Genomic DNA, 13,273 nt, shown 5'->3' with positions numbered 1-13,273 from the left:
TAAAATTACCTTATGATTACGTTAACAAAACTTTTTTCGACCAACGACAATTATGAAGAGCTAAATAGCAAACAGAAAAAGGATAAAAATTGATGGCTCTTTAACCTAATTTTAATCTATTGAATTTGGCTCTTATAAATAATTATCACAAAGAAAAACAGTAGCAACAACAGTATAGAAATAAGTTTATTTCGCCCTTGGCCATTGCTATTATTCTTAAATCCTTTCATGCTCTAATCAGAAGTATCTTTTAGTTTTTTAAGGACTTCAAAATGTTGATGGGGCATTTTTGAAGCATTAAATACGACCACTCCCTGAGCTCCTTTATTTTTTGCCTCAACTATTGCAGATTCAAATTCTTTTGTAGAAGGCAGAGATTCAAAGTTCCCCCCAAAAAATTTATTTTTATCATCTATTCCATTAAGCTCGTGCCCCACCCAATCCATATCCATCTTATCTGCTTGATTGAGGATTATTGAATATGTCCAATTTTCCAATTCAGTAGAACTATGGAGTATGTTTTTTCCGTGGGACATTACATATAAGGTAAGACCCTCTCTACGGGCAATTGGCTTTATTTGTTCCAAAACATCATAATCGGTCTCTGCTTCAATCAGAATCCCATCAATACCAATCTCATTAAATTTCTCCAGTTCTTTAATATAAGATGAAATGGTTTTATCATTATTAGAAGCAACAGATGCCCAATAAACAAAGTTGTCTTTTTTTTCATTGACAGGCTTACCCTTAGGTTCACCCACCATTTGATTGTCCAAAAATCCAACGGCCAATAGCGCCAAGATTCCTACAATCAAAAATTGACGCCCGGGTATTTTAACCTTATTCTTGGGAGAACCTTCCATCCTCAGCAATTATGAGTTTTTTTCCAGTAAATGGGCTTATACACCATAAATCCCAACCTGTAGCATGTTTTTGATAATTGAGGGGAATCTTTACTTGCAGAACACTTATTTGTTTAGGCAGATCTGAGTTTTCATCGTTTAACAACTTCCGATATTGCCCATACATGTCCCATTTGATGTATTCGTCCTTGGGAATTTCAAAATCAACCAATTGTCCTGGTTTTTTATCTAAAAAATATACATACCCCCAATGTTCGGGTTCATGCATATTAATGACACCTTGAGGAGACCAAACCCAATTATACTCTGGAAGATATTTACCATTTGAATCCTTTTTTCTTCCATATTTACCATCTTCCAGCTCAAACTGCCAATTAACCCTTGAAAAATTAATTCGCCAAAACTCATTAGCTGGAGGGGCATTATGATTTGATGCCTCTGTAATAACACTCCACGGAATTGCCATTTCCAAGATCCAACCTTTATCCACATCAGAGGCATTATTTAAAGTGCCATCTATATGGACCGCAGTTTTAAGTCCTTGAATATCCCAACTGTCCAAAACCTTTCCTGAATTTCTATAAGGCTTGGTCAAAAAAAGGTCCCATTGTGTATTGAGGCTATTTATTTCCAGTTCATAATAATTATGTGTATCACCATCAGGGTCAATAAAAACCTCAAAATCATTGTTATAGAAGATTACTGTATCTCTCTGCATTAAATTTCCCCAAACATGTGGTTCATCCATTTTGGCCAGCAAATAGAAATACTTCTCGTCCCAAAGCATCTTAACTTTGGTTTCGTACAATGGTTTTTCAATCCCTTCAATATCAATAAAACTGTCAGTCCATGAAGTTGCTTTCCACTGATCTTCCGTATCCTTTCCATCTACTAAAATGGGGGTAGATACTTTTTGAGCCACATGAAAACGTGGCGTCTTTTTGGTTTGTCCACAGGAAGCGAACACAAAAAACAAAGCAACTATTCTAATCAACATTTTTTAATCAATTTGGTTAGGAATTTGATCGCAAAATTGAGGGCTCAAGTCAGTTTTTCCAAGATTAAGCAAAAACATCTTTTCTAAACAATAATTTAATATTCATAAATTTATTCTTTAACATACGATCTTTTAGACCAACAACAATCCAGAATTGACCAATAACATATGAAAACTTCAGTCGACATATTAGCGGATAATCCTACAGATACCCAAACAAAGACATTCATCTCTGGAAAGTCCATAAGAAACTATCCCATCACTTATAAACACCACATTCTTTTCTGGTCTATATACTTTGTTTTCAATACCTTAAGATGGGGGAGCTATTATCACGACTATGACTATTCCTTAAAAAGCAACATGTTGGGGTTTCCAATTCATATGGCACTTACTTATTTTAACATCTATTTTTTGATGCCCAAATTCGTTTTCAAGAAAAAGTACATTACCTATGCCATATTGATATTGTTATCCTTATATGCAATGCTCAATGTCAAATTTTATCTTACTTATTACCTGCTCAGCACCAATGTATGGCCAGAAGGACCAGAAGCCATAGACACTCTCACTTTCAACTACGGTGTACAAATGATGCTTGGGGAGTTATATGTAATCTCATTTGTAACTGCCATTAAAATCACCATAGATTGGTTACGGGAACACAGTATGCTCCATGAACTGGAAAAAAGACAATTGGCCACCGAACTCCGCTTTTTAAGGTCTCAAGTTTCTCCACATTTCTTTTTTAATACCCTCAACAATATTTATTCGCTGTCACTGGCCAAATCTGATAAGGCCCCAGAGGTCATTCTTAAGCTATCAGAATTAATGCGATACCTCCTCTACGCAACTGATAAGCGAAAACAGAAGCTAAAGAAAGAAATAGAGTGCATTCAAAATTATATTGATTTGGAACGCATCCGTTTTGACAATTCTTTGGAAGTAAATGTTGAAATATCTGGAGACCTTGAAGAAAAAGTAATTGCACCCATGCTTTTAATGCCGCTTATTGAGAACAGTTTTAAGCATGGAGCTAGTCAAAATCTAGGGCAAATGCAAATCTCATTGAAAATCAATGTTGAAGGGGATTTCTTATATTTTGAACTTTCCAATAACATCCCAAAAGAGCAAGGAAAAAACAATATGCCCACCAGAAGTGGCGGTATTGGGCTATCCAACGTTCGAAAAAGGTTGGAGCTGGGCTATAAGCCCAAGGACTACGAATTGCTAATAGAAGAAAAAAACCATAACTTCAATGTTCTTTTAAAATTGAGAGTGACCAACTTATGAAGATTAAAACCATAATTGTAGACGATGAACCGTTGGCCATAAAGGTATTGGAAGACTATGTAAAAAAATTGGATCAACTTGATTTATTGGAAACTTTTTCCAACGCAGTCGATGCCAATAATTATGTACAAGAAAATAAAGTAGACCTCATCTTTCTGGACATTAACATGCCTGTTTTAGACGGTTTTGATTTCTTGAAATGCCTTAATTACGATCCTTGTGTGGTCATCACTTCAGCACATGAGGAATATGCCTTGAAGGGATATGAAGTGAAAGCACTGGATTATCTGGTAAAACCTATTCCATTTCCAAGGTTTTTAAATACAGTGAGTAGAGTTTCGGAAGTAATGTCCAAAAAAAACACCACTACTTCCAGTAATGAAAAACCCAATTTTTTCATCAAAATAGACAACAAAAAGCTCCAAAAGGTGTATTTAGATGATATTTTGGTTGTGGAAAGCCTCAAGGACTACATTCGCATTAAAACCACTTCGGATAAATACATCATTCACAAAACACTAAGTAGCTTTACCGAAGAGCTCCCCAACGATAAATTCATCAGAATACATCGTTCCTTTACTGTTGCACTGGACAAAATTGAGTCCATGGAAGGCAATAGCGTTGAAATTGATGGCATCAGGTACACTATTGGAAGAAGCTACCTTAATGAGGTAAGGGAAATTATCTTGAACAAATCCTTGAATTAAGGAATTTCAGCTCTTAAGGGAATCAATTATTGATTGTAACTCCTTCAATTCTTGTTGCAGTTGTTCTTTTTCATTGTTATTCTGCTGCTGCAATTGTTCTATTTTTCGCTCGAATTCATCTAAAGGAACGTATCTGGGCTCCAATAATGTATCCTTTAAAATACTGAACAGAGTAAACAGAAAACTTATGGTGATTGCTGTTATCAAAACTACAAGTAGCGTTCTTTCCTTTTTTAATCCTGGTGAATTTTTCTTGAGCAACTTTTTTTCGTCTTTGGATAGTTTTCGATTATTGGAAAGTTGGTTTACAAAAGCATCCCACTTCTCTTCCTCCTTTACATACATGTCCATAAATCCACCATCCTCCAAAAAAGCGCCTGTTGAGGGCGTAGAAGCCAACATAAAGATTTCCATTCCATTACCGCTCATAACATCTAAAAGCTCAGAATCGTAATCTTGGATTTCCCTGACCAATTTCACTGCAAATTCAAGACTATAACCAGGTCGAAGAAATTCATCATATAGTGTCTGAATCTCGAAATAGTCACTACGATCCAAAGCATATTCCAAAAAACGGTCTTTGAGTTCAGCCTTGAAAAATTCGCCCATTTCCCGGTAAGAAAATTATTGGTTTATATTAGTTGGTGTCTTCACAAATTTAGTGCAATCTGAGATTTGCCCAGATCATTTTAATGTAAAGAATTTATAATCAATGGAAAATTACCAATTACATAATCTCAGCGGTCAACCCAGCCTGGAGTAATTTGGAACATCTAGGTTTTAAATAGGAATACTCGCCCGTCTTCACCGTGCACTTGCCGTTATAATGAACAATTAGAGAACACTGCTCCGCCTGTTCAGGAGTATGTTCACAAACATTGATCAACGTCTCTATGACATGGTCAAAAGTATTTACATCGTCATTAAAAAGAATAATCTCATGTTGCTTAGTGGTTTCTTCTTCCAAAAGCAACTCTTCCAAGTCTTTCTCTCTGATTCCCATAGTTTTGGAATTTACACTTTCTAATTTACATATTTTGCAGAAACCCAATTGTTCTTTTGCAATTTTTTTTGAAATTCCAAACCATATCCTTCACATTTTGAGGAAATTGCATTCAAATCCTCCAAATAAAAGCCACTTAAAAAAAGTAACCCTTCAGGATTTAGGCATTGTGCATAAATGGGTATGTCATCCAACAAAATATTCCGATTGATATTGGCCAGAATGATGTCATATTTTTTTCCTGAAAGCAAGCTGCTATCGCCCTTAAAAACGTTAATGTCCGGACAATTATTTCTCTCTGCATTTTCCTTGCTGTTCAAATAGCACCATTCATCAATATCAATGGCCTCAACATCAATAGCTCCTTTCATTTTTGTTAAAATAGCAAGAACCCCTGTACCGCAACCCATATCCAATACCGTTTTATCCTCAAAATCAGTATCTAAAATGTGCTGTAACATCATGTGGGTGGTCTCATGGTGACCCGTACCGAAACTCATTTTAGGCTCTATGACGATATCATACTTGACCTTTTCAGGACTGTGAAACGGGGCCCTGACCCTGCAGCGGTCGTCCACAACAATGGGATGAAAGTTCTTTTCCCATTCGGCATTCCAGTTTTGTTGCTGTATTTCCTTTACAGTCCAAAAAACCGCAAAATCAGGATTTTGAACCACAAAAAGATTGTCCAGGCTTTTACTTTCGTTCCATTCGGATTTGAGAATATAGGCCAAAAGACCAGTTTGTGTCTCCACAAAACTTTCAAAACCAACTTCCCCCAACTCCGCAATCAAAATATCCGTGACGGGTTGAACAGGCTCCAGTTTGAAGTTGTATTCCAGATAAATCAAGAAATCAGGATTAAATTGCCTTGATGATGGCTATAAAATCATCTGCTTTAAGCGAAGCTCCACCAATAAGCCCACCATCAACATCAGGTTTTGAAAAAATATCCGAGGCATTACCAGGTTTTACACTACCACCGTACAAAATGGAGACTTCCTCTGCAATTGTAGCGTTATAAGCTTCTGATATTGTTTTCCTGATAAAGGCATGCATTTCTTGCGCTTGTTCTGGACTTGCAGTTTCACCAGTTCCTATGGCCCAAACGGGTTCATAGGCCAAGACAATGTTCTCCCAAGCACTGGCATCCAAATCAAAAAGTGCATTTTTAAGCTGGCTCTCTACCACAGCAAAATGGTTTTCAGACTTTCTCTCCTCCAACTCTTCTCCAAAGCAGAAAATTACCTTCATGTTTTTATCGATGGCAGTCTTTACTTTTTTGGCCAATAATTCATCGGTTTCACCAAAAAGAGAACGACGCTCAGAGTGACCTATAATAACCGTTTCCACTTCTATATTCAATAGCATATCGCTAGAGATCTCACCTGTATAAGCGCCACTTTCTGCAAAGTGCATGTTCTGGGCAGCAACTTGAATGGTAGATGATTGAAGGCTTCTCTTTGCAGCTACAAGATTTACAAAAGTAGGCGCAACAATAACATCTGCTTCTGTATCTGGCAATTTTGCTGAAAGCTCTGAGAGTAAAGCTTCTGTTTCACTCAAATTTTTATTCATTTTCCAGTTTCCAGCAACTATTTTGGTTCTCATGATAATGGTTTTCTAAAGGTTATTCTTGTTCTATTTAAAATTTTAATTTGTCAAAGTCATTAAAATGTACCTTTTGAAGGATTGTGCCTTTTTCCAAAACCAAAATAGCTGGGTTGGAGCGCACAATGGTCTTCAACGCGGTCTCATCTGTAAAGTAAAAGTCAAAATCGAGTCCGTATTTTTTAGCAATACGATTCTTCATCTCATCATTGGAAGCTGACATTCCAATTACCGTATAGCCTTTTGCTTTTGCATTGGAGGTTACCTTGGCCACTTCTTGAAAAACATCGTAGTTGCTCTTTGCCAAATCATAGGCTATGACCATAACAAGCTTATCTTTTTTCAAAAGTTCCTCAGCTGTATCCACTCCATCCTTTTCAATGGTAAAATCATGAATGGGTGGCTCATATCCTTTCTGAATCTCAGTAGTTTCAACACCTACAAATTCCCCATCAACCGTAGGGTAATCTCCATTGGTCACTACAATTTTATCTTCTCCGTTCACTTTAAAACGCCAAGCATATTCGTAAATAGGCTTTGGTGCATCCTCAGGAACAGTCATCCCTTCTTGAATATTGGCGCCAATTTTATAGGGTCTGAAATCAACTGATGGAAGGTGGTTCAATACGTGGTTGGCAAATAATGCACAAGCAACCAATGCAATCCCACCAATAATCCAGTTGATTTTTTCACTAAATAAGGGCTTGATGTATTTCCGGCCATAAAACAGAATAAGAATCAACACCAATAGAATCACATCCTTTGTAAACGATTCCCAAGGTGTAAGTTTTACAGCATCTCCAAAACAACCACAATCAGTTACTTTATTGAAATAGGCCGAGTAAAAAGTGAGGAACGTAAAGAAAACTATCATCAATAAAAGACTCCATACCGTAAATTTTGGTTTAAAGCCAATGAGCAATAAAACCCCTAAAATCACCTCCACAATGACCACAAAAATGGAAATCCCCAACGCCAATGGCATTAAGAAGGGTAAATCTAAAACTCCTTGGCTAAAATATTCTTCCAGTTTGAAGGAAAACCCAACTGGATCGTTCAACTTAATCAGTCCACTGATGATGAACAACACACCAACAAAAATTCTTGAAAACCAGACCAAATACTTCATTCTTGTTCGCTTAAGTGAATCATTGCAAAAACCGCATAATTGATGATGTCCTGATAATTTGCACCAATACCCTCACTCACCAAGGTTTCTCCTTGATTGTCCTCAATTTGCTTTACTCTTAGGAGTTTCTGTAAAATTAAATCGGTGAGAGAGCTTACCCGCATATCTCGCCATGCCTCTCCATAGTCGTGGTTTTTGTTCTCCATCAACTTTTTGGTGATAGCTACTTCTTCATCATAAAGGGCTATGGCTTCCTTTGCCGTAAGATCAGGTTGCTCAACCACACCTTTCTTCAACTGAATCAAAGCCATGGTAGCATAATTAATGATGCCAATGAACTCAGATTGCTCTCCCTCATCCACTTTTCTCACCTCGTTTTGTTGAAGACTCCTAATACGTTGTGCCTTTATGAAAATCTGATCCGTAAGGGAAGGTAGTCGCAAAATCCGCCAAGCGGTACCATAATCCTGTGCTTTTTTCAGAAACAATTCCCTGCAGGTATTGATCACTGCATCATATTGTTGGGAAGTCTGCTGCATGTATTCTTGCTAATTTGCGTAAATTTCGAATGTTTAAAAAAGTGCCTTGAAGCACTTCGCCAAAGATAAACAAACCCAGCAAAGCACGTATTGTTTATGACCATAAACTGTAAAGGTGAACTGATCAATTTATGCTCCCCAAAAATAATGGGCATTCTCAACCTTACTCCCGACTCTTTTTTTGATGGAGGGAAATACAAGGATGAAACATCCATTTTGTCCCAAGTGGAGCTAATGTTGTCCCAAGGTGCCTCTTTTATTGATATGGGCGCTTACAGCTCTAGACCAGGAGCCGAGCATGTTCCTGAAGACGAAGAGTTGAAACGCCTACTTCCCGTTTTAGAATTGATATTGAAAAACTTTCCTGAAACACTTGTTTCCGTTGATACTTTTAGAAGCAATGTTGCCTCAAAAAGCTTGGAAAGGGGCGCGGCCATGATCAACGATATTTCTGCAGGGAATTTGGATCCTGATATGTTTTCCGCAGTGGCCCAATATCAGGTTCCTTATGTAATGATGCATTTGAAGGGAACTCCCCAATCCATGCAAAAGGAGGCACACTATGATGATTTAATGAAAGATCTGTTGTTTTATTTTTCCGAAAAGGTCAATGAGGCCAATGCAAAAAAAATCAATGATGTCATCATAGATCCTGGTTTTGGCTTTGCCAAGACCACAGCGCAAAATTACACACTGCTCAATCATCTGGATTTTTTCCAAACCTTCAATACACCCCTATTGATTGGGTTGAGCAGAAAGTCCATGATTTATAAAATATTGAATTCATCCGCCAAAGAAGCTTTAAATGGCACAACCGCCCTTCATACCATTGCTCTTTTGAAAGGGGCCAACATTTTAAGGGTTCACGATATAAAAGAAGCCATGGAATGTGTTAAGTTAGTTGAAGAACTCAAAGCAAATTCGCTTTAATTTTTGGTTCTGCTATTTTTGCTAATTTTACAAAAACACTGCGGTTGGATTTTCTAAATTTTCTTGAATTTAAAATTACTGATGTCATTGACATTGTACTTGTTGCCGCCCTACTCTACTACATATATAAATTAGTTAAAGGAACAGTGGCCATCAATATTTTTATTGGTATTGTAATTGTTTGGGCCTTATGGAAACTTACTGAGCTTTTGCAAATGAAAATGATTAGCAGCATGGTCGGTGGTTTTATGAACATTGGCTTAATTGCTTTGATCATTGTTTTTCAGCAAGAAATACGGAAATTTTTATTGATGATCGGATCCACAAATTTTGCCGCCAAGAGAAATTTTACCCGCCACTTCAAATTTTTGAAACAAGAGGCCATGCCAACTACCACGAATGTGGATGCAGTAATTGGAGCCTGTGAAAAAATGGCAGTGACCAAAACTGGGGCCATAATTGTCATGGAGCGCACCAATTCGTTGGATTTTGTAAAGTCAACTGGGGATTCCATGAACATTGAGATTACGCAACCCATTTTGGAAAGTATCTTTTTTAAGAACAGTCCTTTACACGATGGAGCTGCTGTTATCCAAGATAATTACATCACAGCAACCCGGGTTATCTTACCCGTTTCCAATGACAGGAACATTCCTCTTCGTTTTGGATTACGACACCGTGCCGCCGTTGGAATTACCGAAAAAACTGATGCCGTTAGTTTGGTCGTAAGCGAGGAAACAGGATCCATATCCTATATAAAAAATGGTGAGTTTGTCCCCTTTAAAGGATTGAAGGAACTTGGAAATCTCATCAAAAAGGATTTGGAATAATGGAGTGCAAAAACTGCCAGGCCAGTCTAAGGTCAGATTTTGACTATTGCCCCAACTGTGGTGCAAAAGTCATACGAAATCGGCTTACACTCAAAAACATCTGGCAGGATATCAGTTTTCAGGTCTTCAATGTTGATAATACGTTTGTAAAGACTTTCCGACACCTATTTACTATACCCCATCTTGTTATTGAAAGTTACATTTCCGGGACTCGAAAAAAATACATGAACCCCATTAGTTATTTTGCTATAGGCATTACTTTATCGGGTATTATGTTTTTTGTCCTTAGAAACATCTACCACATAAATCTCACCAATAGCAGCTTTACCGATAAACAGCCCACAAATATGGATTTTGTCTTTGACTACCAAGGACTTTTATCCTACGTGATTATGCCAATATATGCTTTGATGACTTGGCTACTTTTTATAGACAAGAAAAAACTCAACTATACGGAACACCTGGCAACAAACGCTTATATAACCGGACAAACCTCATTTGTGCAGGTTATAGCATGTTTATTGCTCTTTGGGTTTTTCGACATAAGATATGATCTCTTCAATTGGTCTTTCCTGTTGGTAATTGTAGTCTACCAATTTTACGTATTGGGAAAAATTCACCAAACCAAATTCCTCAGTACTTTTTTTCGAGGATTGGCCTATTTGCTATTATTTGGAATTGTAATGTTGGGCATAGGAATTTTGGTCGTGGTCTTAGCCTTATTATCCAAACAAATGACGCTCGAAGATTTTAGGGCACAATAGATTATTAGTTTAGGCTACTTCTTCCGCTAAGAACTGGGCTTCATACAAATCATTGTAGTACCCGCCTTTTTTCAGCAGTTCTTTATGGGTTCCCATTTCTACAATCTGACCGGCATCCATTACAATAATTTTATCAGCCTTTTTTATCGTGGCCAAACGGTGGGCAATAATAATGGAAGTCCTTCCTTCCGTAATTTTATCAGTTGCCTTTTGAATCAATTGCTCAGAATAAGTATCCACAGATGAAGTAGCCTCGTCCAATATCAAAATACTTGGATTGCTAACATAAGCACGCAAGAAAGCTATTAATTGTCGCTGACCACTGGATAACATCGTTCCCCTTTCTTTTACATTGTATGCATAGCCGCCAGGTAGGCTTGAGATAAATTCATGAACCCCTATTTGTTTCGCAGCAGCTTCGATATCGGAAATAGAAATGATCTCATCTCTAAGTGATATATTGTTTGCGATAGTATCTGCAAATAGGAAAACATCCTGCAATACAATAGCAATATGGGAACGTAGTGATTTTAGGGTATAATCCCGGATATTGAAATCATCAATCAAAATTTCTCCTGAATTGATTTCATAAAATCTATTGAGCAAGTTGATGATGGTTGATTTTCCAGCTCCCGTAGCACCCACAATGGCCACAGTTTCCCCTGCATTAACCTTAAAGGAAATTCCATGTAGGACTTCTTCATCTTGAATGTAACCAAATCGCACATCTTTAAATTCAATCCCCCCCTGGACATCTTCTTTAACCAAGTTTCCATCATCAGCAATATGGCTATCAGTATCCAAAATCTTAAAGACCCGGTTGGCAGCAACCATTCCCATTTGAAGGGTATTGAACTTATCCGCAATCTGACGTAATGGACGAAACAGCAAATCCATCAGGAAAAAGAAGGCAAAAATGGAACCAGTATCATTCAACCCAACATTTTCAATGTTTTGGACAACCCCAAAATAAACAACCAGACCAATTCCAATGGAATATGAAATTTCAGCTACTGGAAAAAAGATAGAGTTGTACCATACCGTTTTTAACCAAGCATTTTGATGTTTTTCATTGATGGTCCTAAATTTTTCCTTTTCAATTTCCTCTCGGTTGAACAATTGCACGATTTTCATGCCAGCAATGCGTTCTTGCACAAAGGAATTGAGGTTGGCAACTTGGGCCCTCACCTCTATAAAGGCCACTTTCATAGCTTGTTGAAACAAGCGTGTAGCTACCAATATTATTGGTAAAATGGCAAACACAATCAAAGCTAGCTTCCAACTGGTATAAAGCATAATAGCTGCCGCCAATAACATCTTTAGCGTATCTGCTACAATGACAAAAAAACCTTGACTGAAAATTTCCCCGATTCGCTGCATATCTGCTACAGCCCGCGTGACCAACACCCCGATGGAGGAGTTATCAAAATAGGTCATTTTAAAACCCATCATTTTTTTAAAAAGGCGTACCCGAATATCCTTGATGACAGATTCCCCAAGTAGGTTGGCAAAGTAATTGAACATCAACTGACTGATTACTTGACCTAACAATACACCCAACATCAACAAAACAAGGGTAAGAAGTTGCTGTGCATCTTTATTTTCCAAAGCCTCGTTGATGACCTTACGTACTAAAATTGGAATTTCCACCGCAAAGGCCGCTGACAAAACCGCGACAAACGCCACTAGCCAAAATATGTTCCGGTAAGGTTTGGTATGGGCAAAAACCCTTTTGAACAAGCCAAAATCAAACGCTTTCCCTATATCATCACTTTTGCTCATCAAAAATATCTTTTGGGTATAAAACCTTAGTCAAATATAATCCTTTTGCGGGCACGGAAACACCAGCTTCACTCCTATTCTTACTTGCAATAATAGTGTTGATTTTGTCTGGTTTTATTTTACCAAAGCCCACATCCAATAATGTCCCAACAATGGCTCTTACCATATTACGTAGGAACCTATCAGCAGCAATGGTAAAAACCAATCTATTCTCCACTTCTTTCCATTCAGCATAGCGCACATCGCAATTAAAAGTTTTAACATCCGTATTGGATTTGGAAAAGCATTCAAAATTGGTGTGCTCCAGAAGCAAGGCTGCAGCTTTGTTCATGGCCTCAACATCCAAAGGCTGTTTCACAAAATGGGCAAAATCACTATAAAAAGGATTCTTTTGCCGTACAATCCAATATTCATAAGTTCTTTCAGTAGCATCAAAACGAGCATGGGCGTCACTTTTCACCGAAAAAATCTCTACAATCGAAATATCCTCCGGAAGAAAAGCATTGAGTCTGTACACCAGTTCCGCTGTTTCACGAATGGTTTCATGGTCAAAATGCGCGTACATCTCCTTAGCATGAACCCCTGCATCTGTTCGTCCTGCCCCTACAACTTCAACAGTAGTTCGCAATAAGGTGGACAACGCTTTTTCCAATACTTCTTGTACTGTTAGCGCATTAGGTTGGTTCTGCCATCCGTGGTAAGCCTTTCCGAAATAGGAAAACCGGATAAAATATCTCAATTGAATGGTTTGCTTTTAAGTTGTTAAAGATAATTGAATCCCTCCCAACTGCTATGTCACCCCATTTTTTTAGCATATTTTTAGCG

15 protein-coding genes are annotated in these 13,273 nt (G+C 37.7%); 5 read left to right on the top strand and 10 right to left on the bottom strand.

Translation table 11 applies throughout. The annotated features are described in order from the left end of the window. Positions 1 to 233: 233 nt before the first annotated feature. The gene (locus HJC33_RS16945) at positions 234 to 863 is read right to left on the bottom strand and encodes a hypothetical protein (RefSeq protein WP_171660033.1); all 630 of its coding nucleotides are present in this window, start codon (positions 861 to 863) and stop codon (positions 234 to 236) included. Further along, positions 841 to 1,860 carry a carbohydrate-binding family 9-like protein gene (locus tag HJC33_RS16940; RefSeq protein ID WP_171660032.1) on the bottom strand — a complete coding sequence of 340 codons (1,020 nt, stop codon included), beginning with the start codon at positions 1,858 to 1,860 and terminating at the stop codon, positions 841 to 843. Before HJC33_RS16940 ends, HJC33_RS16945 begins: the two co-directional genes overlap by 23 nt. 168 nt (positions 1,861 to 2,028) lie before the next feature. Between HJC33_RS16940 and HJC33_RS16935 the strand changes: the two genes are divergently transcribed. Next, positions 2,029 to 3,153, top strand: coding sequence for a sensor histidine kinase (locus HJC33_RS16935; RefSeq protein WP_171660031.1), 1,125 nt, complete (start codon positions 2,029 to 2,031; stop codon positions 3,151 to 3,153). Continuing rightward, positions 3,150 to 3,860, top strand: coding sequence for a LytR/AlgR family response regulator transcription factor (locus HJC33_RS16930; RefSeq protein WP_171660030.1), 711 nt, complete (start codon positions 3,150 to 3,152; stop codon positions 3,858 to 3,860). Before HJC33_RS16935 ends, HJC33_RS16930 begins: the two co-directional genes overlap by 4 nt. A 6-nt stretch (positions 3,861 to 3,866) precedes the next feature. On the opposite strand, the gene HJC33_RS16925 is transcribed toward HJC33_RS16930, so the two are convergent. The 6 genes from HJC33_RS16925 to HJC33_RS16900 form a co-directional block, all read right to left on the bottom strand. Further along, positions 3,867 to 4,469 (bottom strand): hypothetical protein, encoded by a 603-nt coding sequence (locus tag HJC33_RS16925; RefSeq protein WP_171660029.1) that lies wholly within the window; start codon positions 4,467 to 4,469, stop codon positions 3,867 to 3,869. A gap of 118 nt (positions 4,470 to 4,587) precedes the next feature. Next, positions 4,588 to 4,863: an ATP-dependent Clp protease adaptor ClpS gene (locus HJC33_RS16920; RefSeq protein WP_171660028.1), complete on the bottom strand. Its 276-nt coding sequence runs from the start codon at positions 4,861 to 4,863 to the stop codon at positions 4,588 to 4,590. 20 nt (positions 4,864 to 4,883) lie between these two features. Continuing rightward, positions 4,884 to 5,714, bottom strand: a complete 831-nt coding sequence (gene prmA, locus HJC33_RS16915; protein ID WP_171660027.1) for a 50S ribosomal protein L11 methyltransferase — start codon at positions 5,712 to 5,714, stop codon at positions 4,884 to 4,886. A 10-nt stretch (positions 5,715 to 5,724) separates the two neighbouring features. Further along, entirely contained in the window at positions 5,725 to 6,474 is a 750-nt protein-coding gene (gene tpiA, locus HJC33_RS16910; RefSeq protein ID WP_171660026.1) for a triose-phosphate isomerase, read from the bottom strand. 34 nt (positions 6,475 to 6,508) lie between these two features. Beyond that, positions 6,509 to 7,603 (bottom strand): BT_3928 family protein, encoded by a 1,095-nt coding sequence (locus tag HJC33_RS16905; RefSeq protein WP_171660025.1) that lies wholly within the window; start codon positions 7,601 to 7,603, stop codon positions 6,509 to 6,511. Beyond that, the gene (locus HJC33_RS16900) at positions 7,600 to 8,142 is read right to left on the bottom strand and encodes a DUF1599 domain-containing protein (RefSeq protein WP_171660024.1); all 543 of its coding nucleotides are present in this window, start codon (positions 8,140 to 8,142) and stop codon (positions 7,600 to 7,602) included. Before HJC33_RS16900 ends, HJC33_RS16905 begins: the two co-directional genes overlap by 4 nt. 96 nt (positions 8,143 to 8,238) lie before the next feature. Here HJC33_RS16900 and folP point away from each other — a divergent pair, with 96 nt between their 5' ends. The 3 genes from folP to HJC33_RS16885 are packed head-to-tail and all read left to right on the top strand — an operon-like array spanning position 8,239 to position 10,666. Beyond that, a complete protein-coding gene (folP, locus tag HJC33_RS16895; RefSeq protein ID WP_171660023.1) occupies positions 8,239 to 9,072 on the top strand; it encodes a dihydropteroate synthase in 834 nt (277 codons plus the stop codon). Positions 9,073 to 9,116: 44 nt separating this feature from the next. Further along, the gene (cdaA, locus tag HJC33_RS16890; protein ID WP_171660022.1) at positions 9,117 to 9,902 is read left to right on the top strand and encodes a diadenylate cyclase CdaA; all 786 of its coding nucleotides are present in this window, start codon (positions 9,117 to 9,119) and stop codon (positions 9,900 to 9,902) included. Next, positions 9,902 to 10,666 (top strand): DUF3667 domain-containing protein, encoded by a 765-nt coding sequence (locus HJC33_RS16885; RefSeq protein ID WP_171660021.1) that lies wholly within the window; start codon positions 9,902 to 9,904, stop codon positions 10,664 to 10,666. Before cdaA ends, HJC33_RS16885 begins: the two co-directional genes overlap by 1 nt. Positions 10,667 to 10,675: 9 nt before the next feature. On the opposite strand, the gene HJC33_RS16880 is transcribed toward HJC33_RS16885, so the two are convergent. Next, entirely contained in the window at positions 10,676 to 12,448 is a 1,773-nt protein-coding gene (locus HJC33_RS16880; RefSeq protein ID WP_171660020.1) for an ABC transporter ATP-binding protein, read from the bottom strand. After that, on the bottom strand, positions 12,435 to 13,187 hold the full coding sequence (truA, locus tag HJC33_RS16875) for a tRNA pseudouridine(38-40) synthase TruA (RefSeq protein ID WP_171660019.1): 753 nt from the start codon (positions 13,185 to 13,187) through the stop codon (positions 12,435 to 12,437). The genes HJC33_RS16880 and truA overlap by 14 nt, the downstream gene beginning before the upstream one ends. Between the last annotated feature and the right edge of the window lie 86 nt (positions 13,188 to 13,273).

It is taken from the genome of Flagellimonas amphidinii, from assembly GCF_013090115.1.
Classification (GTDB): domain Bacteria; phylum Bacteroidota; class Bacteroidia; order Flavobacteriales; family Flavobacteriaceae; genus Flagellimonas; species Flagellimonas amphidinii.
The sequence above is the reverse complement of the archived record's forward strand: the minus strand, read 5'-3'. Positions and strand labels throughout refer to the sequence as shown.